This is a genomic window from Pseudomonas sp. BS3782 TE3695 (assembly GCF_050435305.1).
Classification (GTDB): domain Bacteria; phylum Pseudomonadota; class Gammaproteobacteria; order Pseudomonadales; family Pseudomonadaceae; genus Aquipseudomonas.
Window position 1 is genome coordinate 1,930,099 of the sequence record NZ_JBNDKB010000001.1, and the last position, 26,882, is coordinate 1,956,980.

The following is a 26,882-nucleotide window of genomic DNA, read 5'->3' on the forward strand; positions in this document are numbered from 1 at the left end:
AAAAAGGGGCACTGGAAGTTTGCCGCAATCGTGTGGACACGTCACCTCAGGGGGCAGGATCAGCGTCAGCTCAGGCGGGCGGGGGATAGCATCTGGGCGTTCAGGCCGAAACGGGTGAGCTGCTCGGGCAAGGCTTCACCGCGAACCAGTGCCGCGCTCGCCTGGCCCATGGCTGGCGACGTCTGAATGCCGTAGCCGCCTTGCGCCGCGACCCAGAACAGCCCCGGCACCTGCTGATCGAAGCCGGACAGCAAATCGCCGTCGCGCACGAAACTGCGCAGCCCAGCCCAGGTGCGAGTCGGGCGGCGGATGGTCAGGGTGGTGGCTTCTTCGATCTGGTAAATGCCCATGGCGATGTCCAGTTCTTCAGGCTGCACGTCGTGCGGTTCCACCGGGTCGGCATTGGCCGGTGAGCCAAGGAACATGCCGGCGTCGGGCTTCATGTAGAAGGATTCATCGAGGCTGACCAGCATTGGCCAGTCATGGATATCTAGACCCTCGGGGCCGGCAAAGATAAAGGCTGCCCGGCGCTTGGGCTGCACGCCCAGAGGTCGGGCGCCGGCCAGTTCGCCAATCTTGTCGGCCCAGGCACCGGCGGCATTGATGACGATCGGAGCGCTAAAGGTCTGCGTATTGGTTTGAACCTGCCACATCCCTGCGGCATCCCGGCTCAGGCTCAACACTTCGCTGTCGGTATGCACTTCACCTTTATTGCGCCGGATACCGCGCAGATAGCCCTGATGCAGAGCATCGGTATCAATGTCGCTGGCGGTCGGGTCGTAGATCGCGCCATGGACTTTTTCCCGACGCAGGATCGGCAGGCGTGCACAGGCTTCGTCGGCGCTGAGCCATTGCATTTGCGGCACGGTGGCTTTGGCGCTCAGGTATTGATTGCTCAACTCGGCCGGATCGCCGGTGAAGTCGACGGTCATCTCGCCGCGCGGGGTCAGCAATGGGTGTTCGCAGAAACCGGGCGGTGGCGCGTCGAAGAAATCGCGGCTGGCCTGGGTCAATGCCCGAACCTGCGGTGTACCGTAGGCGGCGGTGAACAGCGCAGCCGAGCGTCCGGTGGAGTGATAGGCCGGATGGGATTCGCGTTCGAGCACAATCACCCGCCCGTGCTGCGACAGCCAGAAACCGGTGGAAGCGCCGGCAATTCCGCCGCCGATGATGATGAAGTCTGCCTGGCTCATGAACGTCTCCTGTGGGGGGCGCAAATGCCGAAATGGTGGAATTCCCCCTGTAGGAGCTGACGAGTGAAACGAGGCTGCGATCTTTTTACTTTGCTTTTTAAAGGCAAGATCAAAAGATCGCAGCCTTCGGCAGCTCCTACAGGGGTTTGTGGTGTTAGCGCTGTAATTGGTAAAGGGCATTGGCCAGTGCGATGTCTTCCAGGCCCAGGCCGATGGAGCGGAAGAACACCGGGCGGTCGTAGTCGGGGCGCTGCACTTTTTCGCTGAGCAAATCGGGCAGGTCGCCGACAATCGAGCGCTTGTCCCAGCCATACTGTTCGCCGGCGATCAGCATCTCGCCGGCCGAGTCCGGCGTGGTCTGACGATAGTCACAGAACACCTGCATGTCATTGAGGCTTTGTGGCGGCACCTCATGGGCGCGTGGGGCGTTGGTGCTGATGGAGGTGATCAGCGCCGGCTTGCTCAAGATTGACGGGTCGAGCACCGGGCCGGCGGATGAGGTGCAGAGCATGATCACATCGGCGTCTTCAATCGCGGTTTCGCAACTGTCGGCAAGGGTCAGCCGTGGATCGAGACTTTTGAGCTGTGCCAACGCTTCCGGATTCTTGCCCCTCAGGCTCGGCGAGTAGAGGCTGATGCTTTGCCAGTCCCGCAGGCCCTTGACGTAGTGCAGGTGCGCCTGGGCCACTTCACCGCTGCCGATAATCGCCAGTCGCCGTGCCTTCAGCGGGGCGAGGGCGTCGACCGCCACCGCCGTTGTCGCGGCGGTGCGTGCGGTGGTCAATTCACCGGCATCGCAAAGCAGCAGCGGCTGGCCGGTCTGCATCGACATCAGCAGCGTCCAGGCGGTCACCAGCGGGCCCTGCTCGCGCACGATGTAGGGCGAGGTCTTGACGCCATACACGCCATCTTCGGCCAGCACACCCAAATAGTTGATGAAGTCCCCGGCACCTTTCGGGAACTCCACCAACTGTTGCGCCGGCTGCACGGCTTGCCCGGCGGCCAGGTCGCGGAACAGCTTGCGCAGGATCTGCGGCACGTCAACGTGTGCCAGCAGTTCGCGGGCTTGAGGTTGGGTGATCACGTAAGGCGTGCTGGGCATGGTCGGCTCCGGGTGCTGAAAGTAAACTAATTTGTCTATTATGGACTTTTAGTTGTCTCGATCAAGCGCTGTTGAAAAAGCCGGACGAAAAAAAAGCGCAGTCCGTTTCCGGCTGCGCCTCTTTCTGAAGGCTCGAGTTACGGGCGCTTGCGCTCAACCGCCCGCAGCAGATGCGTCGGTGGCGTTTCACAACTGATCTTGCGACCCAGCAACGCCTCGATGGACGGTAGCTGGTAGGAATCATCTTCACCGGCAAAGCTGATGGACACGCCATCCGCGCCGGCACGGCCGGTACGACCGATGCGGTGCACGTAGTCGTCCGGGACTTCCGGCAAGGTGAAGTTGATCACGTGGCTGATGCCGTCGATGTGAATACCTCGACCGGCCACATCGGTGGCCACCAGCACGCGGATCTTGCCTTCGCGGAAACCTTCGAGGGTCTTGATGCGCTTGTGCTGCGGCACGTCGCCAGACAGTTGCGCCGCGTTGACGCCATCGCGCACCAGGCGTTCTTCGATGCGCCGCACTTCGTCCTTGCGGTTGGCGAAGACCATCACCCGCTCCCAGCCGTTATCGTTGACCAGGTTGTAGAGCAGTTTGTATTTGTCGGCTCCGGCCACCGCGTAGATGTGTTGCTCGACGTTTTCGCTGGCCACGTTCTGCGCTTCGATCTCGACGATCGAGGGGTCAGTGGTCCATTGCTTGGCGAGGTTCATCACGTCATCGGTGAAGGTCGCGGAGAACAGCAGCGTCTGGCGCTCGTTCTTCGGCGGGGTCTGGCGAATGATCTGACGCACTTGCGGGATGAAACCCATGTCGAGCATCCGGTCGGCTTCGTCCAGTACCATCACTTCGACCATGTCCAGGTGCACGTCGCCACGCTGGTTGAAATCGAGCAAACGGCCCGGAGTGGCCACCAGGATGTCGCAGTGACGGGCTTCGAGGTGCTTGAGTTGCTTGTCGAAGTCCATGCCGCCGACAAAGGTCATGACGTTGAGGCCGGTGTATTTGGTCAGGTCGGCTGCGTCCTTGGCGATCTGCACCACCAGTTCGCGGGTCGGGGCGATGATCAGTGCCCGCGGTTCACCCATGTAACGCTCTTTGGGCGGCGGGGTTTGCAGCAGCTGAGTGATGATCGAAATCAGGAAGGCGGCGGTTTTGCCGGTGCCGGTCTGGGCGCGACCGATGGCGTCTTTGCCCGCGAGGGTGAAGCCAAGCACCTGCGCCTGGATCGGCGTGCAATACGGAAAGCCCAGGTCCTGAATGGCGTGCATCAGTTCGGGGGCAAGTTTGAAATCGTGGAAGCGGGTTTTGCCTTCCTGGGGTTCGACGACGAAGTCTTCGAGTTTCCAGGGAATAACCGGCGCTTTTGGCTTGGGGTCGCGACGCGGTTTAGCCGGTTTCGGGGCTTCGCTGCGCGGCTGCTCAGAGGCGATGGGCTCGGCTGCGGGGGTGGTCGGTGTGATCACCGGTTCGTGTTTCGGTGCCGCTACGGTTGCGGTCCGGCCAGGCTGATTACCGTCGGTGCGGTGGCTGGGAGTATGAGAAGGAGCGCTGGAGACTGGCGCGAGCTGCTCAGTCTCGCTTTTACCGAACATTTTCTTGAGTGCTTTGAGCACGGTCATCTCATCAATTGGTTAAGGAATATACGCCGGCCAGTGTAATGCAAGAATCAGGCGCGGCGTAGTGGGATGGATCAATGGGTAGCTTTTAACGCAAACGCTCGGCGAGCCAGACGCCGATGTCACGAATTTCTTCAGGTAACACTTCGTGGCCCATTGGGTATTCCTGCCATGTCACGGTGACACCATGTTGCTTTAGATACTCGTAGGCGGTCCGGCCCATGGAGTTTTGCACAACGTCATCGTACTGGCCGTGCAATGACAGCACCGGAATCCGTTGCTGGCTGGCGGAAAGCTCGAGTTCATCACTGAAGGTCGGGGCATAAGTCGAAAGGGCAAGTACGCCACCCAGCGGTCCCTGCCATTTCAAAAAGGCTGCGTGTAGCACCACTGCGCCGCCTTGGGAAAATCCGGCGAGAAAGATCCGCGAGGCGTCTATCCCGCTTGCCTTCTGCTCTTCGATCAAATCAACGACACGTTGCGCGGAAGCTTCCAGCTGCTCGCGACTGATCGCGCGCGCCGGGCTCATGGCCAATATGTCGTACCAGCTCGGCATTTCGTAGCCACCGTTAATAGTGACGGCGCGAGTCGGTGCCTGGGGCAAAACGAAGCGCGTGGTCAGCAAGCTTTCCTGCAGCGCTTCGGCCACCGGCAGGAAGTCGTAGCGGTCGGCGCCCAGCCCGTGTAGCCAGATAACGCAGGCATCTGCGGGTTTTTCGGGTTGCAGAATCAAGGGCTCGGTCATGGGTGCTCCAAATGTGTGCATGCGCTCTCATTTAAGTGCGAGGTTGGAGTGCGCAACAGGTTGATCAGTTAAGAAGATGTCGCAAGGCTACAAGTTTTGCTATTGACCTATCACTGAATCGCTTTAGCGAGCGGTCTGGTACGGGCTTTGCTATGGGGAAAGCTGTGCAACCAATCTCATGCCTTGCGGTAACACTATCAGTGTACGGCTGGTCGTGGGATAGCAAAGAATCCGGTGATGGATGTTCGCCAATGGCCGCTACGGGCTCCGCGAACGTGAAAGGGCTACCGCCCGTTCGGCCGATTGGTGAGAAGGGGGTTATCCAGAACGCGGATTTTCTCCTGCAAGACTCATAGCGACGGTCCTGCGTCGGTTGACCCTAAAAAAAGCCAACATGGGTCAACAACGCCTCATAAGGGTGCGACAGGGCTCAAGCTCCGACACAACAAGAGCAAAACTGGAGGTTTGAATGAAGTTATTGAAATCCACCCTGGCCATCGTGACTGCAGCCGCAGTGCTCGGTGTCAGTGGGTTCGCTCAGGCGGGTGCAACCCTGGATGCAGTGCAGAAGAAAGGCTTCGTACAGTGCGGTGTAAGTGATGGTCTGCCGGGTTTCTCGGTTCCGGACTCCACTGGCAAGATCGTCGGTATCGATGCTGACTTCTGCCGCGCTGTGGCCGCTGCCGTATTCGGCGACGCGACCAAGGTCAAGTTCAGCCAGTTGAACGCTAAAGAGCGTTTCACTGCTCTGCAGTCCGGCGAAATCGACGTGCTGTCGCGCAACTCCACCATGACCAGCTCTCGTGATGCGGGCATGGGCCTGAAGTTTCCAGGCTTCATCACCTACTACGACGGCATCGGCTTCCTGGCCAACAGCAAACTGGGCGTGAAAAGTGCCAAGGAGCTGGACGGTGCAACCATCTGCATCCAGGCCGGTACCACCACTGAGCTGAACGTCTCCGACTACTTCCGCGCCAATGGCCTGAAATACACCCCGATCACTTTCGACACCTCCGATGAAAGCGCCAAGTCGCTGGAATCCGGTCGTTGCGACGTGCTGACCTCCGACAAGTCCCAGCTATTCGCCCAGCGCAGCAAGCTGGCTTCGCCGAAGGACTACGTGGTTCTGCCAGAAACCATTTCCAAGGAGCCGCTGGGCCCGGTCGTGCGTAACGGCGACGACGAGTGGCTGGCCATCGTGCGTTGGACTGGCTACGCCCTGCTCAATGCTGAAGAAGCAGGCGTGACTTCGAAGAACGTCGAAGCCGAAGCCAAGTCCACCAAGAACCCTGACGTCGCTCGTATGCTGGGCGCTGACGGTGAATACGGTAAAGACCTGAAACTGCCGAAAGACTGGGTCGTGCAGATCGTCAAGCAAGTCGGCAACTACGGCGAGATGTTCGAGCGCAACCTCGGCAAGGATACTCCGCTGCAAATCGACCGCGGCCTGAACGCGCTGTGGAACGCTGGCGGCATTCAATACGCACCACCAGTGCGCTGATGGTTCTATCACCCGGTGGGCCAACCACCGGGTGATGTTCTGTTCCATTCTTTGCGGGGCACTTCATGCAAAATTCAATCGGCGCACCTAAGCAGAGGCTCAGCCTCAGCGATCCACGAGTGCGTGCGTGGCTGTTTCAGATCATCACGGTTGTCGCCGTGGTCGGGATGGGTTGGTACCTGTTCGACAACACGCAAACCAACCTTCAGCACCGGGGCATTACCTCGGGTTTCGACTTTCTTGAACGCAGTGCCGGTTTCGGCATCGCTCAGCACCTGATCGACTACACCGAATCGGACAGCTATGCCCGTGTGTTCGTCATCGGCTTGCTCAACACCCTGCTGGTCACCTTTATCGGTGTGATCCTGGCGACGATCCTCGGTTTCATCGTCGGTGTGGCACGGCTGTCGAAGAACTGGATCATTGCCAAGCTGGCGACGGTGTACGTAGAGGTTTTCCGTAACATTCCGCCGCTGCTGCAAATCCTGTTCTGGTACTTCGCCGTGTTCCTGACCATGCCGGGGCCACGCAACAGCCATAACTTCGGCGACACCTTCTTCGTCAGCAGCCGCGGCCTGAACATGCCCGCAGCGTTGGCGGCGGACGGTTTCTGGCCGTTTGTGGCGAGCATCGTCGTGGCCATCGTGGCCATCGTGCTGATGAGCCGCTGGGCGACCAAGCGCTTCGAAGCGACCGGCGTACCGTTCCACAAATTCTGGGTAGGCCTGGCGCTGTTCCTGGTGATCCCTGCGCTGTGTGCCTTGATCTTCGGCGCGCCACTGCACTGGGAAATGCCGGAGCTCAAGGGCTTCAACTTCGTCGGTGGCTGGGTGCTGATCCCGGAACTGCTGGCGCTGACCCTGGCCTTGACGGTGTACACCGCGGCGTTCATCGCTGAAATCGTGCGTTCGGGCATCAAGTCGGTCAGTCACGGCCAGACCGAAGCGGCCCACTCGTTGGGATTGCGCAACGGTCCGACCCTGCGCAAGGTGATCATCCCGCAAGCCCTGCGCGTGATCATTCCACCGCTGACCAGCCAATACCTGAACCTGGCGAAAAACTCCTCGCTGGCGGCCGGTATCGGTTATCCGGAGATGGTGTCGTTGTTTGCCGGTACGGTGCTGAACCAGACCGGGCAGGCGATCGAAGTCATTGCCATCACCATGAGCGTGTACCTGGCGATCAGTATCAGCATTTCCCTGCTGATGAACTGGTACAACAAGCGCATTGCGCTGATCGAGCGGTAAGGAAAAGCGCATGACGACTCATACTTTCAAACCCGATATGCCACCACCGAGCAGCAGCATCGGTGTCGTGGCGTGGATGCGGGCGCACATGTTCTCCAGCTGGATCAACACCCTGCTGACGCTGTTCGCGTTCTATCTGATTTACCTGATAGTTCCGCCTATCGTGAGCTGGGCGATTCTCGATGCCAACTGGGTCGGTACCACCCGCGCCGATTGCACCAAGGAGGGCGCCTGCTGGGTGTTCATCCAGCAGCGCTTTGGCCAGTTCATGTATGGTTACTATCCGACAGAACTGCGCTGGCGCGTCGATCTGACCGTGTGGCTGGCGGTGATTGGCGTGGCGCCGTTGTTCGTCGCACGCGTTCCACACAAGGCAATCTACGGCCTGAGCTTTCTGGTGCTCTATCCGATCATTTCCTACGTCTTGTTGCACGGTGGATGGTTCGGTCTGACCGAAGTGGCGACCAGCCAATGGGGCGGCCTGATGCTGACTCTGGTGATCGCCACCGTCGGTATCGTCGGCGCATTGCCGCTGGGTATCGTTCTGGCTCTGGGCCGTCGTTCGAACATGCCGGCGATTCGCGTGGTCTGCGTGACCTTCATCGAATTCTGGCGCGGCGTGCCATTGATTACGGTGCTGTTCATGTCGTCGGTGATGTTGCCGTTGTTCCTGCCCGAAGGCATGAACTTCGACAAACTGCTGCGCGCGCTGATCGGTGTGATCCTGTTCCAGTCAGCCTACATCGCTGAAGTGGTGCGTGGCGGTCTGCAAGCGATCCCCAAAGGTCAGTACGAAGCGGCGGCAGCGATGGGCCTCGGCTACTGGCGCAGCATGGGCCTGGTGATTCTGCCGCAAGCCCTGAAGCTGGTGATTCCTGGCATCGTCAATACCTTTATTGCGCTGTTCAAGGACACGAGCCTGGTGATCATCATCGGTCTGTTCGATCTGCTCAACAGCGTCAAGCAAGCCGCCGCCGACCCGAAATGGCTGGGCATGGCCACTGAAGGCTATGTGTTCGCGGCCCTGGTGTTCTGGATTTTCTGTTTTGGTATGTCCCGCTACTCCATGCATTTGGAACGTAAGCTGGACACTGGCCACAAGCGTTAGGAGCGTAGTTTATGAGTGAAGCGATCAAACAGCCTGTGAGCCCTGAAGGCATTATTCAGATGCAGGGCGTGAACAAGTGGTACGGCCAGTTCCACGTGTTGAAAGACATCAACCTGAACGTCAAGCAGGGCGAGCGTATCGTCTTGTGCGGCCCGTCGGGTTCCGGCAAATCCACCACCATCCGTTGCCTCAACCGTCTGGAAGAACACCAGCAGGGCCGCATTGTGGTCGATGGCGTGGAGTTGACCAACGACCTCAAGCAGATCGAAGCGATCCGCCGTGAAGTCGGCATGGTGTTCCAGCACTTCAACCTGTTTCCGCACCTGACCATCCTGCAGAACTGCACGCTGGCGCCGATGTGGGTACGCAAGATGCCCAAGCGCAAGGCCGAAGAAATCGCCATGCATTACCTGGAGCGCGTACGCATTCCAGAGCAGGCGCATAAATACCCGGGGCAACTGTCTGGCGGTCAGCAACAGCGTGTGGCGATTGCCCGTGCTTTGTGCATGAAACCGAAAATCATGCTCTTCGACGAACCAACTTCGGCACTCGACCCCGAGATGGTGAAAGAGGTTCTGGACACCATGATCGGCCTGGCCGAAGACGGCATGACCATGCTCTGCGTGACCCACGAAATGGGCTTCGCCCGTACCGTGGCCAATCGCGTGATCTTCATGGACAAAGGTGAAATCGTCGAACAGGCTGCGCCGAACGACTTCTTCGACAACCCGCAGAACGAGCGGACGAAGCTTTTCTTGAGCCAGATTCTGCATTGATTGGTTGAGCGATAGCGTTACTAAAAGCCCCGCAGACAGCGGGGCTTTTTTTATAGGGTGATTTATTCTTTTGCCTCTCGTCTTTCCAGTGCAAGGCGCACTGCGCGAAGTGCATTGAGGCGTCCATGGCCGTAGTAATGGCTATGGCCGTTGAGGTCATATTGGCCGAGCGGCCCGTCGTCGGCATGCCCGATTTTGTCGCAACAATCGGCGAGGATTTGTCGAACAGTTTCGCGATCCAGCGTCGGGTTGATGCCAAGCACCAGAGCTGCGACACCAGCCGCACCAGGGCAGGCGCTGGAGGTTCCGCTAAAAAACTCGGTGTAGGCGTCTCTGGCCGAATCGCCGAACTTGCCGCTCAGATCCGTCGTGCGAATTCCGCGGGTTTGCACGATTGAAGTGGCGGGCATGAACTTCGGATCCGGGTGCGATTGGTCCCCGCTGGGAAAGCAGCACCAGAGTGCCTTGCCAAAGTCGCTGTAGGCACTGCGGCGGCTCTGGTCATTGCAGGCGCCGACAGCAATCACCATGGGATGGCTGGAATAACCATCGTTATCCACACTCTCGTTACCATTGCCGGCTCCAAAGAATATGAGGCAGCCTTTTCCATTACGGCCCTTGGTTGCCGCGTATTCGATGGCAAGTCGGGTGCTGGCGGCTAGCGGGAACACATTCGTGTGACGAGGGTCGGTGGGATCGGCCCAATGGCCTTCGGCCGGCCCCCAGCTGCAGGAAATAATGTCGGCGCCCTGATCGGCGGCCCAGAAAAAAGCGTCGGCTTCCGCACGCGCGCCCAAGGGTTTGGTGAGTTTCAACGGCATCAGACTGGCTCGGGGGGCAACGCCGCTGGCTCCCGCTTCACCATTGGCACAAGCGACACCGGCGGCGGCAGTGCCGTGGCGTTCAAGAGCATTTTTCGGGCGCGGGCCTTGCTTGGCGTTACGCCGATCAAAGTTTTGCGCTGCGATGACTTTGCCTTCTCCCGCGAACTCGGGATGGTCGATATCAAAGGCATCATCGATGACTGCAATTACAATACCTTCCCCCAGCGCGAGGTCATGGGCGGCTTCGACGTTGGCGCTGGCGTCGATTTCAACCTGATAGGTCACAGTAGTTTTCTTCAGGTGCCATTGATTGGCGTGTATCGCCCGACGTTTCCCTTGGCGAAGCATTTCCGGGTGGCAGTACTCGATGTCATCTCGTTTGAGCCATTCACAAGTCAGTGCGCACACATTGGCTCCCTGGACGTCCGGGTGATGAACGAAGAAGGCATTTAGCGCGTAGGGCACCTGTTGTTTGATCCGCAAGCCCAGCTCATCGAGTATGGCCAGGCACTGCGTGGCGGAGAGGGAATCAATAAACTTCAGAAAAATGTTCTCGGTGTAGAGAACGGGCTCTTGAGTGTGAGGATCCACTAGCACGCTGCCGACGAAACGTACGTCCGACAATCCGCGCAGCAATGCCTTGCATCGTGAAGCGTCCGAATCCTGCGGCAGTTTGAACACCTGGACATCGGCGTCCTCGACATGCAACAACAGTTCGCTGCCCCCCAGCGCCGAGTAGGCCGTTTCGCAACACAAAGCCTGTGCCAGCTGTTCTCCTGCGTGACTGCGTACGGCCAGCAGTTGCCGATTTTTCTCCAGGACAAGTGGGCGGCTGTGCTGTCTGCCGAAATTTACTTCTACCATGAATTTTTCAATTTCCCTTTGGACAAGTGACGAGCGAAAACGCCCGCGGATCAATGTCCGGAGTCTGAAGTCCCTTGCCTGCGAGGGATGTCGGTAGATTCTTGTCGGCTACGTGGGAAAGCTCTCTGCATATAAAGGGATTATGCGATTCAATTCGTAGGCTTTACGCTTTGTCGCTGTTGGCTTGTGTAGATGAGCGGAGGGTTGTCTGGTTGCTAAAAGCTGACTAATATGTCAAAAAAATTCATCCTATGATTGGATGAAAGGGCGAATTCCATGTCAGACATTTCTCCGTTGATTAAACGATCCCTGGTCGATCAGGCGCTGGATCAGTTACGCCTGCGCATTAACCAAGGCATCTGGACGGTCGGCCAGCGTTTACCTACCGAACCCGAGCTGTCCGCCGAATTGGGCATCAGTCGCAATACCGTGCGCGAAGCCATGCGCGTGTTGGCGTTTTCCGGGTTGATCGAGATTCGCCAGGGCGACGGCAGTTATCTGCGGGCGGTGATTGATCCGCTGGATACCATGAAGGCGCTGTCCCGTTGCACTCAGGAACAGGCTCGGGAAACCCGGCACATTCTGGAAGTCGAAGCCATTGGCCTGGCTGCATTACGTCGCACCGATGAAGACCTGGTGGCATTGCGCGAAGCGCTAAACGTCAGCGGCAGTCACTACCACGGCGATCTCGACACCTACATCGCCTGCGACCTGCTGTTCCATCGCCGTCTGGTGGATGCGGCACACAACCCGACACTCAGCGAGCTGTATCGCTACTTCTCCAGCATCGTCGGCGCGCACTTGCGCCAGACCCTGAACATCTCCCCTCGACGCCAAGCGGTGTTCGACCTTCATGTCGAACTGCTCGAGGCCGTCGAGCAGCGTGACCCGGAACGGGCCAAAGCCCTGTCGAGGCAGTTGATCAATGAACCTTGAAACCGAGAACCCCATGTCCAGCCAGCAGGCCAGCAACAGCCGCATCATTGAGCGCAAGCGTACGGCGGAGCTCGAAGAGCTGTTGATCGACGCCGAGGCCGATGACGAACAGGTTCAGCAAACTCACCCGATTCTTCAGCGGCCATGGCTGTTGTTGCTCGGCCTGATTCTGGTGGCGCTGAACCTGCGTCCGGCGCTGTCGAGCATGGCGCCGATGCTCAGCGAGATCTCGAAGACCTTGGGCCTATCGGCTGCCCAGGCCGGGTTGCTGACGACCTTGCCGGTACTTTGCCTCGGTCTGTTCGCCCCCTTGGCGCCAGTGCTGGCGCGACGTTTTGGTGCCGAACGGGTGGTGTTGGGGATTCTTCTGATGCTGGCCGGCGGGATCATATTGCGCAGTTCGTTCGGCGAGGTCGGCCTGTTCGCCGGTAGCGTGCTGGCCGGTGCCAGCATCGGGGTGATCGGTGTGCTGCTGCCTGGCATTGTCAAACGCGATTTCCCGAAACAAGCCGGCACCATGACCGGCGTCTACACCATGGCCCTGTGCCTGGGCGCGGCGATGGCGGCGGGCGCGACTGTGCCGTTGAGCGAACATTTCGACAAAAACTGGGCCTTGGGCCTCGGCTTCTGGGTAGTTCCAGCATTAGTCGCGGCGATTTTCTGGTTGCCGCAAGTCGGTCAGAAACACGGCGCGCACCATGTTGCCTATCGGGTTCGAGGGCTGTTGCGTGATCCGCTGGCCTGGCAAGTAACGTTTTATATGGGCCTGCAATCGTCTTTGGCCTACATCGTGTTTGGCTGGCTGCCGTCGATTCTGATCGGTCGCGGTTTGACGCCAACCCAGGCCGGTCTGGTGTTGTCGGGTTCGGTGATTGTCCAGTTGATCAGCTCGCTCGCGGCACCTTGGTTGGCGACACGCGGCAAGGATCAGCGGCCGGCGATTGTGATTGTCATGGCAATGACCCTCGGCGGTTTGTTCGGTTGCCTCTATGCACCAATCGATGGCCTGTGGGGCTGGGCGATCCTGCTGGGGTTGGGGCAGGGCGCCACGTTCAGCCTGGCGTTGACCCTGATCGTGCTGCGTTCGCGGGATGCCCATGTCGCGGCCAACCTGTCGAGCATGGCCCAGGGGTTCGGTTACACCCTGGCCTCCATGGGGCCGTTCGCGGTCGGCGTGGTGCATGACTGGACCGGCGGCTGGAGCGCCGTGGGCTGGATCTTCGGCGTTATCGGCCTCGGCGCGATCATCGCCGGCCTCGGTGCCGGGCGTTCGTTGTACGTTCAGGTTCAAAGCGAGAAAGTCTGACGTTCTGCGCACTGTCGGTATTCGGCCCGCGAATGCCGATAGTGTTCCGCGCAGTTGTTGACTATCGTTGCAGGCTATCTTTCCAAGCTACTTTGCGATTCCAGAGAGCCTGCCCATGAGTGATGCCCACAACGCCCTGATCACCCGGTTCTACCAAGCCTTCCAGCGGCTCGATGCCGAGGCCATGAGCGCCTGCTACACCGACGACGTGGTGTTCAGTGACCCGGCATTCGGCGAACTGCGCGGGCGCGACGCCGGCGACATGTGGCGCATGCTCACCACTCGGGCCAAGGATTTCTCCCTGACCTTCGATAACGTGCGCAGCGATGAACGCACCGGCAGTGCCCATTGGGTGGCGACCTACCTGTTCAGCCAGACCGGCAATACCGTGGTCAACGACATCCAGGCGCGTTTCGTGTTTCGCGATGGCAAGATCTGCGAGCATCACGACCGCTTTGATCTGTGGCGTTGGTCGCGTCAGGCGCTGGGTTTCAAAGGGCTGTTGTTGGGCTGGACGCCAGTGGTGAAAAACGCCGTTCGTGCCCAGGCCTTGAAGGGGCTAAAGGCATTCCAGGCCAGTCGCTGATAAGATCGCGGCTTGTTTCCTACAAACCTTGATCGTGACGTGACCACCCTCAGCGAAATCCCCGTCGATGCCGATACACCGGTTAGCAAACCCTGGTTCGTCTACCTCGTTCGCGCGGCCAATGGTTCGCTCTACTGTGGGATCAGCGACGATCCCGTCCGCCGCTTCGCCACTCACCAACGTGGCAAAGGCGCGCGCTTCTTTCTGTCGAGCCCGGCCGTCGCGCTGGTGTACACCGAAGCCTGCCGCGACAAAAGCGAAGCACTGCGCCAGGAACGATTGATTAAAAAACTCAAGAAAAGTGCCAAGGAATGTCTGGTGGCGAGCGCGGCTGCGGGCTTATCAATCTGACTGATAAGCGTCCATCAGGCAGATGGGTAGGCTGCTTGTGGATTGCGCGCTAAGCTGCGGGTTCCTTATCCGAGCGGCGGAGCCGAGCATGTCCGAGTTGATTCTTCATCACTACCCGACGTCCCCTTTCGCCGAAAAGGCCCGCTTGCTGCTGGGCTTCAAGGGGCTGTCCTGGCGTTCGGTGAACATCTCGCCAGTGATGCCGAAACCCGATCTGACGGCGCTGACCGGCGGCTATCGCAAGACGCCAGTGTTGCAGATTGGCGCTGATGTCTATTGCGACACGGCGCTGATGGCGCGTCGTCTGGAGCAGGAAAAAGCCTTGCCGGCATTCTTCCCGGAAGGCCAGGAAATGATCACCGCGACCTTCGCGGCGTGGGCCGATTCGGTGGTGTTCCAGCATGCGGTCAGCCTGGTGTTCCAGCCGGAGTCGGTAGCGGTGCGCTTCGGTAAATTGTCACCTGAAGCGATCAAGGCCTTCCTGGCCGATCGCGCCGGCCTGTTCAGCGGTGGCAGCGCCACACGGTTGTCGGCTGAGCAGGCCCGGCATCAGTGGCCAACGATCATGGCGCGTCTGGAGCAGCAGCTTCAGCGCGAACAGGGCGATTTCCTGTTTGGCGAGCCATCGATTGCCGACTTTGCCCTGGCTCATCCGTTGTGGTTTCTCAAGGCGACGCACGTGACGTCACCGTTGGTGGATGCTTATCCGGCTGTGTCGGCGTGGTTTGGTCGTGTGATGGGCTTTGGTCATGGCGCGTTCAGCGAGATGACTTCCGAGGAAGCGCTTGAAGTCGCGCGTAACGCCACACCGGCGGCGTTGCCGGATGAGCAGTTCGATGAGCCGAATGGGTTCGAGGTTGGCCAGCAAGTGGTGATCGCTGCGACCGATTACGGCGTTGATTCGGTGGCGGGAGAGTTGCTGTTTGCGGGTAGCGAAGAATTGATTTTACGTCGCGAAGATGAGCGGGCCGGCGTGGTGCATGTGCACTTTCCGCGGTTTGGGTTTCGAATCGAAGCGCGCTGATATTCTCTGACATGCTTTGGCGATAGGGAAACCGCCAAGATCGCAGCCTTCGGCAGTTCCTACATTGGGATGGCGTACACCCTGTAGGAGCTGCCGAAGGCTGCGATCTTTTGATCTTAAAGGTTATTCCAGCGCCGCAAGAACCTTGTCGGGGTCATACCCGCGAATCAACGTGCCATTCACATCGATCAGCGGAATTCCGCGTCCTCCGAGCGCCTCGTAGGCTTTACGCGCCAAGGCATCTTTCTCGATATCGAACTCCTTGTACGGGATGCCCTTCTGGTCGAGAAAGCGTCGGGTCAGCTTGCAGTAGCCACACCATTCAGTGGTGTAGAACACGACGTTGGCCTTGGCCTGGGTCTGCGCGGACACCACTTGTGAGGGATGGAAAACCCGCTCGATCTTGCCCCAATTCTGGTAAACCACGACCACCAGCAAGATCAGCAGGCATTTCTTCAATACGCCGCCGAGCATCAGTTGCGTCGCTTGAGCTGATCGGTCAATTGGGTCGGCAGGCCTTTGATGATCAGCGTACCGGCTTCTTCGTCGTATTCGATCTTCGAGCCCAGCAAGTGCGCTTCGAAGCTGATAGACAAGCCCTCGGCGCGGCCAGTGAAGCGGCGGAACTGGTTCAGGGTGCGCTTATCGGCAGGGATCTCGGGCGACAGGCCGTAGTCTTTGTTGCGGATGTGATCGTAGAACGCTTTCGGGCGCTCTTCGTCGATCAGCCCGGACAGTTCTTCCAGGCCCATGGGCTCGCCCATTTTTGCCTGGCTGCTGGCGTAATCCACCAGGGTCTTGGTCTTCTCGCGCGCAGACTCTTCCGGCAGGTCTTCGCTTTCGACGAAGTCACTGAAAGCCTTGAGCAGGGTGCGGGTTTCGCCGGGACCGTCGACGCCTTCCTGACAACCGATGAAGTCGCGGAAGTACTCCGACACCTTTTTGCCGTTCTTGCCTTTGATGAACGAGATGTACTGCTTGGACTGCTTGTTGTTCTGCCACTCAGAGACGTTGATCCGCGCCGCCAGGTGCAACTGGCCAAGGTCCAGGTGTCGCGAAGGTGTCACGTCCAGTTGATCGGTCACAGCCACGCCTTCACTGTGGTGCAGCAGGGCGATGGCGAGGTAATCGGTCATGCCCTGCTGGTAATGCGCAAACAGCACGTGGCCGCCCACAGAGAGGTTCGACTCTTCCATCAGCTTTTGCAGATGTTCCACTGCCACCCGGCTGAAGGCTGTGAAGTCCTTGCCGCCGTCGAGGTATTCCTTCAGCCAGCCGCTGAACGGATGCGCCCCGGACTCGGCATGGAAGAAACCCCAGGCCTTGCCTTGTTTGGCGTTGTAGCTCTCGTTGAGGTCGGCAAGCATGTACTCGATGGCGCTGGACTCGGCCAGTTCGGAATCGCGGGCATGAAGAACTGCAGGTGTGCCGTCGGGTTTTTTGTCGATCAGGTGGACGATGCAATGACGGATCGGCATGGGCTTCTCGGCTGATTGAAGAGAGGAGGGCGTGCTCCCCCGAAAAAGCGCTAAGTGTACCGCAATCTCTGGTTTTGGCGTTGTAACCATGCCATAGCGCGCCGCCCGTAGGCGCTGCCGAAGGCTGCGATCTTTTGATCCTGTTTTTGAAAATCAAAGTCAAAAGATCGCAGCCTTTGGCAGCTCCTACGAGGGGAGATGGGGTAATTCGTGGCCCTTATGCAGTTTTTTACCGATTTAGAGCAATAAAGCTGACCAAATGGGTAGCTAGAGGCGGATATTTCCCCGTCTCTGTGCTAGTTTTGCCCGGTCTTACGCGAAGTCACTGCGTTAAGCGTGCATTCAGCATTTGTCAGGTCGAACCAAACCCTGATTTCGGCATCTATAACCCCGACTCGTCGAGGTTATGCCGAGGGTGCCAGATCCAGAAGATCGGGCTCGATGGCTGACACTGCACTCTGCAATCCATATGAATTTGATAGGGAAGGAACACTACAATGGCTCTTACTAAAGACCAACTGATCGCCGACATCGCTGAAGCTATCGACGCGCCAAAAACCACCGCGCGTAACGCTCTGGACCAACTGGGCCAAATCGTTGCTGATCAGCTGGAAAACGGCGGCGAAATCACCCTGCCAGGTATCGGCAAGCTGAAAGTGACTGAGCGTCCTGCCCGTACCGGCCGCAACCCTTCGACTGGCGCTGCCATCGAAATCGCTGCCAAGAAAGTTATCAAGCTGGTTGTGGCCAAAGGCCTGACCGACGCTGTTAACAAGTAAGACTTGTTAGAAAAAACCGTGCTCCGGAGCAATCCGGGCACGGTTTTTTTGTGTCTGCGATTTGGCGGTACTCCCGCATACACCGCTAAACCCATTGTGGGAGCGGGCTTGCTCGCGAAAGCGGTCTTACATTCAATATTGGTGCTGAATGTTATGGCCCTTTCGCGAGCAAGCCCGCTCCCACATTTTGATCTACGTCGGTCATTAATCAGCTTTTACGCGCCCAGCGTTCACGCCAGACCTGCTGCTCGCTTTTAGTCTGGAACGTCCAGGCGACGAAGCGGCTTTGCTTCTGCCCTTGGGACATCTCCACGACCTGGCTTTCCAATACACCAGCCTTTTTCAGTGCCGTCTGGATCGCAGGCAGGTTCGAGGCTTTCGAGACCAGGGTGCTGAACCAAAGCACTTTGTGTTGAAAATGCGCACTCTCGGCGATCAGTTGCGTCACAAAGCGTGCTTCGCCGCCTTCACACCACAGTTCGGCCGATTGACCACCAAAGTTTAGCACCGGCAGTTTGCGTTTCGGGTCGGCGCGGCCCAAGGCGCGCCATTTACGCTCGCTGCCCTTGGTTGCCTCATCCATCGAGGCATGGAACGGTGGGTTGCACATGGTCAGGTCGAAGCGTTCGCCGGGTTCAAGCAGGCCCAACAGAATGTGCTTGGGATTGCTTTGCTGGCGCAGCTGGATGGCTTTGTTCAGCCCGTTGGATTGCACGATGGCTTTGGCGGCGGCCACGGCCGTCGGGTCGATTTCCGAGCCGAGGAAGTGCCAGCGATAGTCGCTGTAGCCGATCAGCGGATAGACGCAGTTGGCGCCCATGCCGATATCGAGCACCTTGACCGGCGCGCCCCGAGGGATTTCGCCGTCGTTGACGCTGGCCAGCAGGTCAGCCAGGAAGTGCACGTAGTCAGCACGGCCCGGCACCGGTGGGCACAGGTAATCGGCCGGGATGTCCCAATGGGCGATGCCGTAGAAGGACTTGAGCAGCGCCCGGTTGAACACCCGAACCGCGTCCGGGCTGGCGAAGTCGATACTTTCCTTGCCATACGGATTGATGATCACGAACTTCGCCAGCTCCGGCGTGGTTTTGATCAGCGCCGGGAAGTCGTAACGACCCTGATGGCGATTGCGCGGGTGCAGGCTAGCCTTCTCACGGGGTTCCACGGCTTTGGCCGGAGTGGTGGAATCAGGCTTCTTGCGCGCAGGTCTTGGTGTGCGGGGGGCGTTCATGGGCGTTGTCGATTCGGGTATGGCTAAAAGTGGCGGGTATTGTCCCACATTCGCTCCATGATGATGCATATCCCCCTGTAGGAGCTGCCGAAGGCTGCGATCTTTTGATCTTGTTTCTGAGAATCAAAGTCAAAAGATCGCAGCCTTCGGCAGCTCCTACAGGGGGGGCGGTGTATGGGGAAAGGGGCGGGCATAAAAAAGGGAGGCCGTTGCGGGCCTCCCGTTTTCATTGCGACTTGCCGTTACAAACTGGCAATCCGCGCATGTTGCTCGGCCAACTTGCCCAAAGCCTGTTCGGCTTCAGCCAGTTTGGCGCGTTCCTTCTCGATGACGTCGCTAGGGGCCTTGTCAACGAAACCGGCGTTGGACAGCTTGCCGCCGACGCGCTGAACTTCACCCTGCAGACGCAGGATTTCCTTGTCCAGACGAGCCAGTTCGGCGTCTTTGTCGATCAGGCCGGCCATTGGCACCAGCACTTCCATCTCGCCAACCAGAGCGGTGGCGGACAGCGGTGCTTCTTCGCCGGCTTTCAAAACGGTGATTGATTCCAGACGGGCCAGCTTCTTCAGCAGTGCTTCGTTTTCGGTGAGGCGGCGCTGATCTTCGGCGCTGACGTTTTTCAGGAACAGCTTCAACGGTTTGCCTGGACCAATGTTCATTTCGCCACGGATGTTACGCGTGCCGAGCATCAGGCCCTTGAGCCATTCGATGTCGTCTTCGGCGCCTTGATCAATACGTGCTTCGTTGGCCACTGGCCAAGGTTGCAGCATGATCGTCTTGCCTTCGATACCGGCCAGCGGCGCGACGCGCTGCCAGATTTCTTCGGTGATGAACGGCATGAACGGGTGCGCCAGACGCAACGCGACTTCCAGCACTCGAACCAGCGTGCGGCGGGTGCCGCGCTGACGTTCGACCGGTGCATTTTCGTCCCACAGCACAGGCTTGGACAGTTCCAGGTACCAGTCGCAATACTGGTTCCAGATGAACTCATACAAGGCTTGTGCGGCCAGGTCGAAACGGAACTGATCGAGCTGACGGGTCACTTCGGCTTCGGTGCGTTGCAACTGCGAAATGATCCAGCGATCCGCCAGGGACAGCTCGTAGGCTTCGCCGTTCTGGCCGCAGTCTTCGCCCTTGTCCAGCACGTAGCGCGCAGCGTTCCAGATCTTGTTGCAGAAGTTGCGATAGCCTTCGACGCGGCCCATGTCGAACTTGATGTCGCGACCGGTCGATGCCAGCGAGCAGAACGTGAAGCGCAGGGCGTCGGTGCCATAGCTGGCGATACCGTCGGCGAACTCGTCGCGGGTCTGCTTCTCGATCTTCTTCGCCAGTTTCGGCTGCATCATGCCGGAGGTACGTTTCTGCACCAGTTCTTCCAGCTCGATACCGTCGATGATGTCCAGCGGGTCAAGGACGTTGCCCTTGGACTTGGACATCTTCTGGCCCTGCCCGTCACGCACCAGACCGTGCACATAAACGGTCTTGAACGGAACCTGCGGCGTACCGTCTTCGTTTTTCACCAAGTGCATGGTGAGCATGATCATCCGGGCAACCCAGAAGAAAATGATGTCGAAACCGGTCACCAGCACGTCGGTGGAGTGGAATTTCTTCAGGAATTCGGTCTGTTCCGGCCAGCCGAGCGTGGAGAAAGTCCACAGGCCCGAGCTGAACCAAGTGTCGAGTACGTCGTTGTCCTGTTGCAGCGCAACCTCCGGGCCGAGGTTGTTCTTGGCGCGTACTTCGGCTTCGTCGCGACCGACATAGACCTTGCCCGACTCGTCGTACCAGGCCGGAATCCGATGGCCCCACCACAACTGACGGCTGATGCACCAATCCTGGATGTCGCGCATCCACGAGAAGTACATGTTTTCGTATTGTTTTGGCACGAACTGAATGCGGCCATCTTCAACCGCAGCGATGGCCGGCTCGGCCAATGGCTTGGTGGACACGTACCACTGGTCGGTCAGCCACGGCTCGATGATGGTGCCGGAGCGGTCGCCTTTCGGCACTTTCAGGGCGTGATCGTCGACGCTGACCAGCAGGCCGGCGGCTTCGAATGCTGCCACGATCTGTTTGCGCGCTTCGAAACGGTCCAGGCCGGCGAATTCGGCCGGAAGCTTGCCGTCGACTTCGGTGTTCAGCGTGCCGTCCAGGTTGAACACTTGGGCTGCGGGCAGAACATTGGCGTTTTTGTCGAAGATGTTCAGCAGCGGCAGGTTGTGGCGCTTGCCGACTTCGTAGTCGTTGAAATCGTGGGCCGGGGTGATTTTCACGCAACCGGTGCCGAATTCTGGATCGCAGTAATCGTCGGCGATGATCGGGATGCGGCGGCCAACCAGCGGCAGCTCGACAAATTTGCCGATCAGGGCTTTGTAGCGTTCATCGTTCGGGTTAACGGCCACGGCGGCGTCGCCGAGCATGGTTTCCGGACGCGTGGTCGCAACGATCAGGTAATCGTTGCCTTCAGCGGTTTTGGCGCCATCGGCCAGCGGGTACTTCAGGTTCCACAGGAAACCTTTCTCGTCGTGGTTTTCCACTTCGAGGTCGGAAATCGCCGTGTGCAGCTTGGTGTCCCAGTTGACCAGACGCTTGCCGCGGTAGATCAAGCCGTCTTCGTGCAGGCGCACGAACGCTTCCTTAACCGCTTCCGAGAGACCATCGTCCATGGTGAAGCGTTCACGGCTCCAGTCCACGGACGAGCCGAGGCGGCGGATCTGACGGCTGATGTTGCCGCCGGACTGGTCCTTCCACTCCCAGACTTTCTCGAGGAATTTTTCACGGCCCAGATCGTGGCGATTCTGGCCTTGGGCTTCGAGTTGACGCTCCACCAGCATTTGCGTGGCGATACCGGCGTGGTCGGTACCCGGTTGCCACAGGGTGTTGCGACCCTGCATGCGGCGGAAACGGATCAGGGCGTCCATGATCGCGTTGTTGAAACCGTGACCCATGTGCAGGCTGCCGGTGACGTTCGGCGGCGGGATCATGATGGTGTAGGACTCGCCCGCGCCTTGCGGGGCGAAGTAATTCTCAGACTCCCAGGTGTTGTACCAGGAAGTTTCAATGGCGTGCGGCTGGTAGGTCTTATCCATGCGCGGCGGGACCCTATTGGCATTTAATCAGGAAAAGCCGGCAAGTATAGCGGGGGGGGCAGCTACAGGCTACAAGCCACAAGCTGCAAGAGGGAGTCCGGCTTTTGCTTTGACTTTTGCTTTGACTTTTGCTTACAGCTTAAAGCTTGCCGCTTACAGCTGCGGCGAGTAGCCGCTCCATCCGCGCATCAAGACGGCGTTTGATTTCGGTTTCGATGTGCGGGGCGAAGTCGTCGATCACGTCTTGCATGATCAATAGCGCGGCGGCGCGCAGTTCGCTGTCCAGGTGCAGCAGGGCGTCGGGGCCTTTGCTCGCGGCAGGCGACGGTTGCGCGGCCGGGGCGGGCGGCGGTGTCGTTTCGACCGGTTGCGGCGCATTGCCGACTGTGTCGAACAGCATGGGGATCTGTTCCTGATCACCTTCAATGACCGTGTCGGTCAGCAAGGGCGGTTGCAGGTTGTCATCGCCGAGCAATTGGCGGATCGACTCGAGGTCATCCAGCAGATGCGCGGAATTTTGCTGCGGTTTTGGAGTGTCCATCGGAATGCTCAGAGTCGCTGTAAACGGTGATCTTGCAGAGGATAGCCCTGTTCGCGGTAGAAACGGAAACTCTCCCGCGCAGCCGAACGAATCGTCGGATCTTCCACCACCACTTCCGCCACGCGGGCGAACTGTTTGGCAAATACCGGGACTTTCAGGTCGAGATTGACCAGCAGATCCTGATGCTGACCGCAGTCATCACCAAGACCCAGGACAATCAAACCCTCCGGCTCGCTTTCGGCGGGACCGTGGGGCACGAAGCTCTCGCCCTTGAAAGCCCACAACCGCGCATCGAGGTCATCACGCTGGGCGGCATCGCTGCAGTGCAGGTAAATGCGGTGGCCCATGCGCCAGGCTTTTTCGGTGAGCTTGCAGGCGAAATCCAGCCGTGCCGAAGGATCGGCGCTGGGCAGGATATAGAAGTCGACTTTGGTCATTGCGGTTCCTGAGCCTCGGGCGGCGCCACTGGTCAGTGGCACCGCTCGGGGTCAACGGTTTCAGGCGTTGGCGCGGTCCAGCAGGTATTGGGTCAGCAGGGGCACCGGACGGCCAGTGGCGCCCTTGTCCTTGCCGCCGCTGGTCCAGGCCGTGCCGGCGATATCCAGGTGCGCCCAGTTCAGGTTCTTGGTGAAGCGCGACAGGAAGCAGGCAGCGGTGATGGTGCCGGCTTTCGGGCCGCCAATGTTGGCGATGTCGGCGAACGGGCTATCCAGCTGCTCTTGATATTCATCGAACAGCGGCAGTTGCCAGGCGCGGTCGTCGGCGGATTGGCCGGCGCTCAGCAGTTGGCCGATCAGCTCGTCGTTGTTGCCCAGCAGGCCCGAGGTGTGGGAACCCAGTGCAACGACACACGCGCCGGTAAGAGTGGCGATGTCGATCACCGCTTGCGGCTTGAAGCGTTCGGAGTAGGTCAGGGCATCGCACAGCACCAGACGGCCTTCGGCGTCGGTGTTGAGAATTTCCACGGTCTGGCCGCTCATGGTGGTGACGATGTCGCCCGGACGCGAAGCGTTGCCGCTCGGCATGTTCTCGGCGCAAGCCAGGATGCACACCAGGTTGATCGGCAGTTTCAGCTCAAGCACGGCACGCAAGGTACCGAACACGCTGGCGGCGCCGCCCATGTCGTACTTCATTTCATCCATGCCGGCGCCCGGCTTGAGGCTGATGCCGCCGGTGTCGAAGGTGATGCCTTTACCGACCAGTGCGTACGGCTTCTCGGATTTCTTGCCGCCGTTGTATTGCATGACGATCAGGCGCGGCGGCTGGGCGCTACCCTGGCCGACGGCGTAGAACGAGCCCATGCCCAGGTCCTTGATCTTCTTCTCATCGAGGACTTCGACTTTCAGGCTCTTGAATTCTTTGCCCAGATTCTTGGCTTGCTCGCCCAGGAATGTCGGGTGGCAGATGTTTGGTGGCAGGTTGCCCAGGTTACGGGTGAAGGCCATGCCATTGGCGATCGCGGTGGCGTGGGCAGCGGCGCGTTCGACTTCAGCCTGTGCGGCTTTGATGGTCACCAGGGTGATTTTCTTCAGGGTGAGCGGGTCGGCTTTCTGGCTCTTGAACTGGTCGAAGGTGTACTGGCCATCTACCAGGGTCTCGGCCAGCAAGCGGGTCTTGCCATAGCTGTCGCGGCCTTTGACCACGACTTCGTCCAGGGCCAGCACTGCATCGCTGCCGCCCAGGCTCTTAAGGGTGTTGAGGATGCCGGCGATGATTTTGCGGAACGGGCGATCGCCCAGTTCTTCATCCTTGCCCACGCCCACCAGCAACACGCGCTCGGCCTTGAGGTTAGGCAGGCTGTGCAGCAACAGGCTCTGGCCGACTTTGCCGGCCAGGTCGCCGCGTTTGAGCACGGCACTGATAGTGCCACCGCTCAGCTCGTCGAGTTGTTTGGCAACGGCGCCGAGTTTGCGGCCTTCGCCGACGGCGACCACCAACGTGGCGGTCTTCAACGTTTCCGGGCTAACGCTTTTTACAACCAGTTCCATGTCTGGGTCCCTGAATTAATGGTCAAAGTGCGCGACGCGCAGAGGCTTGCTTATAAATAGAAGGACGCCGGTGCAGTGCCAGCGACAAAGGCGGCAGTTTGAACCTCGCTACCGGCGCCTGACAACCCTCGGTCGTGCGAACTTCGGTGCTTCAGGCGTCTGCTTGAGCGTGCGCAGTGACAGGCGCACCCAATCACAGGATAATGCGCCATCTTTTTCGGCGGCTCTGCCCTGCGGGCCGACCGATACGTTTGTTTGTTTGGCCGCTTAGCCTGACAACCCTGGAGTGTCTGGTTTGATTGTCTTCCGTTATCTTTCCCGCGAAGTCCTGTTGACCTTGAGCGCCGTCAGCGCCGTGCTGCTGGTCATCATCATGAGCGGACGCTTCATCAAATACCTCGCCCAGGCGGCTTCTGGCGCCCTGGATCCGGGGTCGCTGTTTCTGATCATGGGTTTTCGTCTGCCGGGTTTCCTGCAGTTGATCCTGCCTTTGGGACTGTTTCTCGGCATTCTGCTGGCCTACGGTCGTCTGTACCTCGACAGCGAAATGACCGTGCTGTCGGCCACCGGCATGAGCCAGCAGCGACTGTTTCGCATCACCCTGTTTCCGGCCACGCTGGTTGCGCTGGTGGTGGCCTGGCTGAGCCTGAGCCTGGCTCCACAAGGTGCCAATCAGTTCCAGCTGCTGTTGAACAAACAGGACGCACTGACGGAATTCGATACCCTTGAGCCCGGCCGCTTCCAGGCTTTGCGCGACGGTACCCGGGTCACCTACACCGAGCAATTGTCGGATGATCGTGTCAATCTGGGCGGCGTGTTCATTTCGCAAAAGAATGTGAGTTCCGACAAAAAGGACCGCGGGATTTCCGTATTGGTGGCCGAGAAGGGCCGTCAGGAAATTCGCCCCGACGGCAATCGGTATCTGATTCTCGACAACGGTTATCGCTATGACGGCAATCCGGGTCAGGCCGATTACCGCGCCATCAAATACGATGAGTACGGTGTGTTGCTGCCCAAGCCGGACGTCAGCGACGAAGTCACCGACCGCGATGCGATGACCACCCGCTCCCTGTTGGGCAGTGACGACATCCGCTCACGCACCGAACTGCAATGGCGTCTGTCGCTGCCGTTGCTGGTCTTCATCGTGACCTTGATGGCGGTGCCGCTGTCGCGGGTCAATCCGCGTCAGGGCCGTTTCCTCAAGCTGCTGCCGGCGATTCTTCTTTATATGGCTTACCTGACCATCCTGATTGCCGCTCGCGGCGCCCTCGAAAAGGGCAAGATTCCGGCGGCGTTGGGCTTGTGGTGGGTGCATGCGATTTTCCTGGCCATCGGCCTGGGCTTGCTGTATTGGGAGCCGTTGCGCTTGAAGATGGCGAGTCGCCGCAGTGCGCTGGAGGTGGCCCATGGATAAGCTCGATCGCTACATTGGTAGCAGCGTGTTCATGGCGATCCTGGCGGTACTGGGGATCATTCTGGGGCTGGCAACGTTGTTTGCCTTCATCGATGAGATGGGCGACGTTAGCGATACCTACACCCTGGCGGATGTCCTGAGCTATGTGCTGCTGACGGCGCCGCGCCGTCTGTACGACATGTTGCCGATGGCGGCGCTGATCGGTTGCCTGATCGGCCTCGGCAGCCTGGCCAGCCACAGCGAACTGACCATCATGCGCGCTGCGGGTGTGTCGCTCGGGCGGATCGTCTGGGCTGTCATGAAGCCGATGCTGCTTTTGATGGTGGTGGGGCTGGTGATCGGTGAATACGTCGCGCCGGCAACAGAAGTCACCGCTCAAGCCAATCGTTCGCTGGCCCAGGGCAGTGGCGATGCGCAAAGCGCCAAGCACGGTCTGTGGCACCGTCAGGGTGACGAGTTCATTCACGTCAACTCCGTGCAACCCAATGGTCTGCTGTACGGCGTGACCCGTTATCGCTTCGATGATCAACGCCATATCCTGTCTTCGAGCTTCGCCAAGCGTGCGGAATTCGACACGGATCACTGGCAGTTGAGCGACGTCACGACCACGTTGTTCCATGAAAAGAACACCGAAGTGGTGACGACTCCGGTGGAGCGTTGGGAGGTCGCGCTGAGCCCGCAATTGCTGAGCACGGTGGTGATGGCGCCGGAATCACTGTCGATCACCGGTCTGTGGAGTTACATCCACTACCTGGCTGATCAGGGCCTGAGCAACGGTCGGTACTGGCTGGCATTTTGGGTCAAGGTGTTGCAGCCGCTGGTGACCGCGGCATTGGTGCTGATGGCGATTTCCTTCATCTTCGGCCCGCTGCGTTCGGTGACCCTCGGTCAGCGGGTCTTTACCGGTGTGTTGGTGGGCTTCACCTTCCGCATTGTCCAGGATTTGCTCGGCCCTTCGAGCCTGGTATTCGGTTTCTCTCCGTTGTTTGCGGTGCTGGTACCGGCCGGAGTCTGTGCCCTGGCCGGGGTCTGGTTGTTGCGCCGGGCCGGTTGATCAAGGGTTTCTCTTGGCCTTGATGGTCACTCGAAACGCCCCTGTCGCAAGACCGGGGCGTTTTTGTATCCTCCGTCTGACCTGCGAACGTGACGCTTGCGCCGAGGATCAGGTACAATTCCC

24 protein-coding genes are annotated in these 26,882 nt (G+C 59.2%); 12 read left to right on the forward strand and 12 right to left on the reverse strand.

Annotation, left to right across the window (positions count from 1 at the left end):
• Nucleotides 1-65: 65 nt before the first annotated feature.
• The 4 genes from ABH909_RS08825 to ABH909_RS08840 all read right to left on the reverse strand — a co-directional run bounded on the left by ABH909_RS08825 (nucleotide 66) and on the right by ABH909_RS08840 (nucleotide 4,662).
• Complete coding sequence (locus ABH909_RS08825) at nucleotides 66-1,193, reverse strand: NAD(P)/FAD-dependent oxidoreductase (protein WP_429432273.1); 1,128 nt, start codon at nucleotides 1,191-1,193, stop codon at nucleotides 66-68.
• Nucleotides 1,194-1,347: 154 nt separating this feature from the next.
• Entirely contained in the window at nucleotides 1,348-2,295 is a 948-nt protein-coding gene (locus ABH909_RS08830; RefSeq protein ID WP_429432276.1) for an ornithine cyclodeaminase family protein, read from the reverse strand.
• Between the two features lie 137 nt (nucleotides 2,296-2,432).
• The gene (rhlB, locus tag ABH909_RS08835) at nucleotides 2,433-3,920 is read right to left on the reverse strand and encodes an ATP-dependent RNA helicase RhlB (protein WP_429432279.1); all 1,488 of its coding nucleotides are present in this window, start codon (nucleotides 3,918-3,920) and stop codon (nucleotides 2,433-2,435) included.
• A gap of 85 nt (nucleotides 3,921-4,005) precedes the next feature.
• Complete coding sequence (locus tag ABH909_RS08840) at nucleotides 4,006-4,662, reverse strand: alpha/beta hydrolase (protein WP_429432282.1); 657 nt, start codon at nucleotides 4,660-4,662, stop codon at nucleotides 4,006-4,008.
• Between the two features lie 469 nt (nucleotides 4,663-5,131).
• On the opposite strand from ABH909_RS08840, the gene ABH909_RS08845 reads away from it, so the two are divergent.
• The 4 genes from ABH909_RS08845 (at nucleotide 5,132) to ABH909_RS08860 (ending at nucleotide 9,294) form a co-directional block, all read left to right on the forward strand.
• Entirely contained in the window at nucleotides 5,132-6,163 is a 1,032-nt protein-coding gene (locus ABH909_RS08845) for an amino acid ABC transporter substrate-binding protein (RefSeq protein ID WP_429432285.1), read from the forward strand.
• Between the two features lie 65 nt (nucleotides 6,164-6,228).
• The gene (locus ABH909_RS08850; RefSeq protein ID WP_429432288.1) at nucleotides 6,229-7,410 is read left to right on the forward strand and encodes an amino acid ABC transporter permease; all 1,182 of its coding nucleotides are present in this window, start codon (nucleotides 6,229-6,231) and stop codon (nucleotides 7,408-7,410) included.
• Between the two features lie 10 nt (nucleotides 7,411-7,420).
• Entirely contained in the window at nucleotides 7,421-8,518 is a 1,098-nt protein-coding gene (locus ABH909_RS08855; RefSeq protein WP_429432291.1) for an amino acid ABC transporter permease, read from the forward strand.
• Between the two features lie 11 nt (nucleotides 8,519-8,529).
• Nucleotides 8,530-9,294 (forward strand): amino acid ABC transporter ATP-binding protein, encoded by a 765-nt coding sequence (locus ABH909_RS08860; protein WP_008053474.1) that lies wholly within the window; start codon nucleotides 8,530-8,532, stop codon nucleotides 9,292-9,294.
• 62 nt (nucleotides 9,295-9,356) lie between these two features.
• On the opposite strand, the gene ABH909_RS08865 is transcribed toward ABH909_RS08860, so the two are convergent.
• Nucleotides 9,357-11,036: a S8 family peptidase gene (locus tag ABH909_RS08865; protein ID WP_429432295.1), complete on the reverse strand. Its 1,680-nt coding sequence runs from the start codon at nucleotides 11,034-11,036 to the stop codon at nucleotides 9,357-9,359.
• Between the two features lie 222 nt (nucleotides 11,037-11,258).
• Here ABH909_RS08865 and ABH909_RS08870 point away from each other — a divergent pair, with 222 nt between their 5' ends.
• The 5 genes from ABH909_RS08870 (at nucleotide 11,259) to ABH909_RS08890 (ending at nucleotide 15,185) form a co-directional block, all read left to right on the forward strand.
• Nucleotides 11,259-11,918 (forward strand): FadR/GntR family transcriptional regulator, encoded by a 660-nt coding sequence (locus tag ABH909_RS08870; RefSeq protein WP_429432298.1) that lies wholly within the window; start codon nucleotides 11,259-11,261, stop codon nucleotides 11,916-11,918.
• The gene (locus tag ABH909_RS08875) at nucleotides 11,908-13,224 is read left to right on the forward strand and encodes a CynX/NimT family MFS transporter (RefSeq protein WP_429432301.1); all 1,317 of its coding nucleotides are present in this window, start codon (nucleotides 11,908-11,910) and stop codon (nucleotides 13,222-13,224) included. The genes ABH909_RS08870 and ABH909_RS08875 overlap by 11 nt, the downstream gene beginning before the upstream one ends.
• A gap of 115 nt (nucleotides 13,225-13,339) precedes the next feature.
• Nucleotides 13,340-13,810 (forward strand): nuclear transport factor 2 family protein, encoded by a 471-nt coding sequence (locus ABH909_RS08880; RefSeq protein ID WP_429432304.1) that lies wholly within the window; start codon nucleotides 13,340-13,342, stop codon nucleotides 13,808-13,810.
• Nucleotides 13,811-13,849: 39 nt separating this feature from the next.
• On the forward strand, nucleotides 13,850-14,161 hold the full coding sequence (locus tag ABH909_RS08885) for a GIY-YIG nuclease family protein (RefSeq protein ID WP_429439797.1): 312 nt from the start codon (nucleotides 13,850-13,852) through the stop codon (nucleotides 14,159-14,161).
• A gap of 88 nt (nucleotides 14,162-14,249) precedes the next feature.
• Entirely contained in the window at nucleotides 14,250-15,185 is a 936-nt protein-coding gene (locus ABH909_RS08890) for a glutathione S-transferase family protein (RefSeq protein WP_429432307.1), read from the forward strand.
• 123 nt (nucleotides 15,186-15,308) lie between these two features.
• On the opposite strand, the gene ABH909_RS08895 is transcribed toward ABH909_RS08890, so the two are convergent.
• Together ABH909_RS08895 and yejK are read right to left on the reverse strand one after the other, a co-directional pair.
• The gene (locus ABH909_RS08895; protein ID WP_429432310.1) at nucleotides 15,309-15,659 is read right to left on the reverse strand and encodes a glutaredoxin family protein; all 351 of its coding nucleotides are present in this window, start codon (nucleotides 15,657-15,659) and stop codon (nucleotides 15,309-15,311) included.
• On the reverse strand, nucleotides 15,659-16,663 hold the full coding sequence (gene yejK, locus ABH909_RS08900; protein WP_007905511.1) for a nucleoid-associated protein YejK: 1,005 nt from the start codon (nucleotides 16,661-16,663) through the stop codon (nucleotides 15,659-15,661). The genes ABH909_RS08895 and yejK overlap by 1 nt, the downstream gene beginning before the upstream one ends.
• 497 nt (nucleotides 16,664-17,160) lie before the next feature.
• Here yejK and ABH909_RS08905 point away from each other — a divergent pair, with 497 nt between their 5' ends.
• Nucleotides 17,161-17,442, forward strand: coding sequence for an HU family DNA-binding protein (locus tag ABH909_RS08905; protein ID WP_007905514.1), 282 nt, complete (start codon nucleotides 17,161-17,163; stop codon nucleotides 17,440-17,442).
• Between the two features lie 208 nt (nucleotides 17,443-17,650).
• On the opposite strand, the gene rlmF is transcribed toward ABH909_RS08905, so the two are convergent.
• From rlmF to ABH909_RS08930, 5 genes are all read right to left on the reverse strand, one after another.
• Complete coding sequence (rlmF, locus tag ABH909_RS08910; RefSeq protein WP_192345524.1) at nucleotides 17,651-18,673, reverse strand: 23S rRNA (adenine(1618)-N(6))-methyltransferase RlmF; 1,023 nt, start codon at nucleotides 18,671-18,673, stop codon at nucleotides 17,651-17,653.
• A 242-nt stretch (nucleotides 18,674-18,915) separates the two neighbouring features.
• The gene (locus ABH909_RS08915; RefSeq protein ID WP_429432314.1) at nucleotides 18,916-21,762 is read right to left on the reverse strand and encodes a valine--tRNA ligase; all 2,847 of its coding nucleotides are present in this window, start codon (nucleotides 21,760-21,762) and stop codon (nucleotides 18,916-18,918) included.
• A 139-nt stretch (nucleotides 21,763-21,901) separates the two neighbouring features.
• The gene (locus tag ABH909_RS08920) at nucleotides 21,902-22,303 is read right to left on the reverse strand and encodes a DNA polymerase III subunit chi (protein WP_429432317.1); all 402 of its coding nucleotides are present in this window, start codon (nucleotides 22,301-22,303) and stop codon (nucleotides 21,902-21,904) included.
• A gap of 8 nt (nucleotides 22,304-22,311) precedes the next feature.
• Nucleotides 22,312-22,740, reverse strand: a complete 429-nt coding sequence (locus tag ABH909_RS08925; RefSeq protein ID WP_008072051.1) for a DNA polymerase III subunit chi — start codon at nucleotides 22,738-22,740, stop codon at nucleotides 22,312-22,314.
• A gap of 60 nt (nucleotides 22,741-22,800) precedes the next feature.
• The gene (locus ABH909_RS08930) at nucleotides 22,801-24,291 is read right to left on the reverse strand and encodes a leucyl aminopeptidase (RefSeq protein ID WP_429432320.1); all 1,491 of its coding nucleotides are present in this window, start codon (nucleotides 24,289-24,291) and stop codon (nucleotides 22,801-22,803) included.
• A 295-nt stretch (nucleotides 24,292-24,586) separates the two neighbouring features.
• Between ABH909_RS08930 and lptF the strand changes: the two genes are divergently transcribed.
• Entirely contained in the window at nucleotides 24,587-25,705 is a 1,119-nt protein-coding gene (lptF, locus tag ABH909_RS08935) for an LPS export ABC transporter permease LptF (RefSeq protein WP_429432323.1), read from the forward strand.
• On the forward strand, nucleotides 25,698-26,759 hold the full coding sequence (lptG, locus tag ABH909_RS08940; RefSeq protein ID WP_063341463.1) for an LPS export ABC transporter permease LptG: 1,062 nt from the start codon (nucleotides 25,698-25,700) through the stop codon (nucleotides 26,757-26,759). The genes lptF and lptG overlap by 8 nt, the downstream gene beginning before the upstream one ends.
• Nucleotides 26,760-26,882 lie beyond the last annotated feature (123 nt).

What these genes read in the sequence shown, in the direction of transcription:
- ABH909_RS08825 (WP_429432273.1), bottom strand. Translation starts at nt 1,193, where the DNA reads ATGAGCCAGGCAGACTTCATCATCATCGGCGGCGGAATTGCCGGCGCT.
- ABH909_RS08830 (WP_429432276.1), bottom strand. Translation starts at nt 2,295, where the DNA reads ATGCCCAGCACGCCTTACGTGATCACCCAACCTCAAGCCCGCGAACTG.
- rhlB (WP_429432279.1), bottom strand. Translation starts at nt 3,920, where the DNA reads ATGACCGTGCTCAAAGCACTCAAGAAAATGTTCGGTAAAAGCGAGACT.
- ABH909_RS08840 (WP_429432282.1), bottom strand. Translation starts at nt 4,662, where the DNA reads ATGACCGAGCCCTTGATTCTGCAACCCGAAAAACCCGCAGATGCCTGC.
- ABH909_RS08845 (WP_429432285.1), top strand. Translation starts at nt 5,132, where the DNA reads ATGAAGTTATTGAAATCCACCCTGGCCATCGTGACTGCAGCCGCAGTG.
- ABH909_RS08850 (WP_429432288.1), top strand. Translation starts at nt 6,229, where the DNA reads ATGCAAAATTCAATCGGCGCACCTAAGCAGAGGCTCAGCCTCAGCGAT.
- ABH909_RS08855 (WP_429432291.1), top strand. Translation starts at nt 7,421, where the DNA reads ATGACGACTCATACTTTCAAACCCGATATGCCACCACCGAGCAGCAGC.
- ABH909_RS08860 (WP_008053474.1), top strand. Translation starts at nt 8,530, where the DNA reads ATGAGTGAAGCGATCAAACAGCCTGTGAGCCCTGAAGGCATTATTCAG.
- ABH909_RS08870 (WP_429432298.1), top strand. Translation starts at nt 11,259, where the DNA reads ATGTCAGACATTTCTCCGTTGATTAAACGATCCCTGGTCGATCAGGCG.
- ABH909_RS08875 (WP_429432301.1), top strand. Translation starts at nt 11,908, where the DNA reads ATGAACCTTGAAACCGAGAACCCCATGTCCAGCCAGCAGGCCAGCAAC.
- ABH909_RS08880 (WP_429432304.1), top strand. Translation starts at nt 13,340, where the DNA reads ATGAGTGATGCCCACAACGCCCTGATCACCCGGTTCTACCAAGCCTTC.
- ABH909_RS08890 (WP_429432307.1), top strand. Translation starts at nt 14,250, where the DNA reads ATGTCCGAGTTGATTCTTCATCACTACCCGACGTCCCCTTTCGCCGAA.
- ABH909_RS08895 (WP_429432310.1), bottom strand. Translation starts at nt 15,659, where the DNA reads ATGCTCGGCGGCGTATTGAAGAAATGCCTGCTGATCTTGCTGGTGGTC.
- yejK (WP_007905511.1), bottom strand. Translation starts at nt 16,663, where the DNA reads ATGCCGATCCGTCATTGCATCGTCCACCTGATCGACAAAAAACCCGAC.
- ABH909_RS08905 (WP_007905514.1), top strand. Translation starts at nt 17,161, where the DNA reads ATGGCTCTTACTAAAGACCAACTGATCGCCGACATCGCTGAAGCTATC.
- rlmF (WP_192345524.1), bottom strand. Translation starts at nt 18,673, where the DNA reads ATGAACGCCCCCCGCACACCAAGACCTGCGCGCAAGAAGCCTGATTCC.
- ABH909_RS08915 (WP_429432314.1), bottom strand. Translation starts at nt 21,762, where the DNA reads ATGGATAAGACCTACCAGCCGCACGCCATTGAAACTTCCTGGTACAAC.
- ABH909_RS08920 (WP_429432317.1), bottom strand. Translation starts at nt 22,303, where the DNA reads ATGGACACTCCAAAACCGCAGCAAAATTCCGCGCATCTGCTGGATGAC.
- ABH909_RS08925 (WP_008072051.1), bottom strand. Translation starts at nt 22,740, where the DNA reads ATGACCAAAGTCGACTTCTATATCCTGCCCAGCGCCGATCCTTCGGCA.
- ABH909_RS08930 (WP_429432320.1), bottom strand. Translation starts at nt 24,291, where the DNA reads ATGGAACTGGTTGTAAAAAGCGTTAGCCCGGAAACGTTGAAGACCGCC.
- lptG (WP_063341463.1), top strand. Translation starts at nt 25,698, where the DNA reads ATGGATAAGCTCGATCGCTACATTGGTAGCAGCGTGTTCATGGCGATC.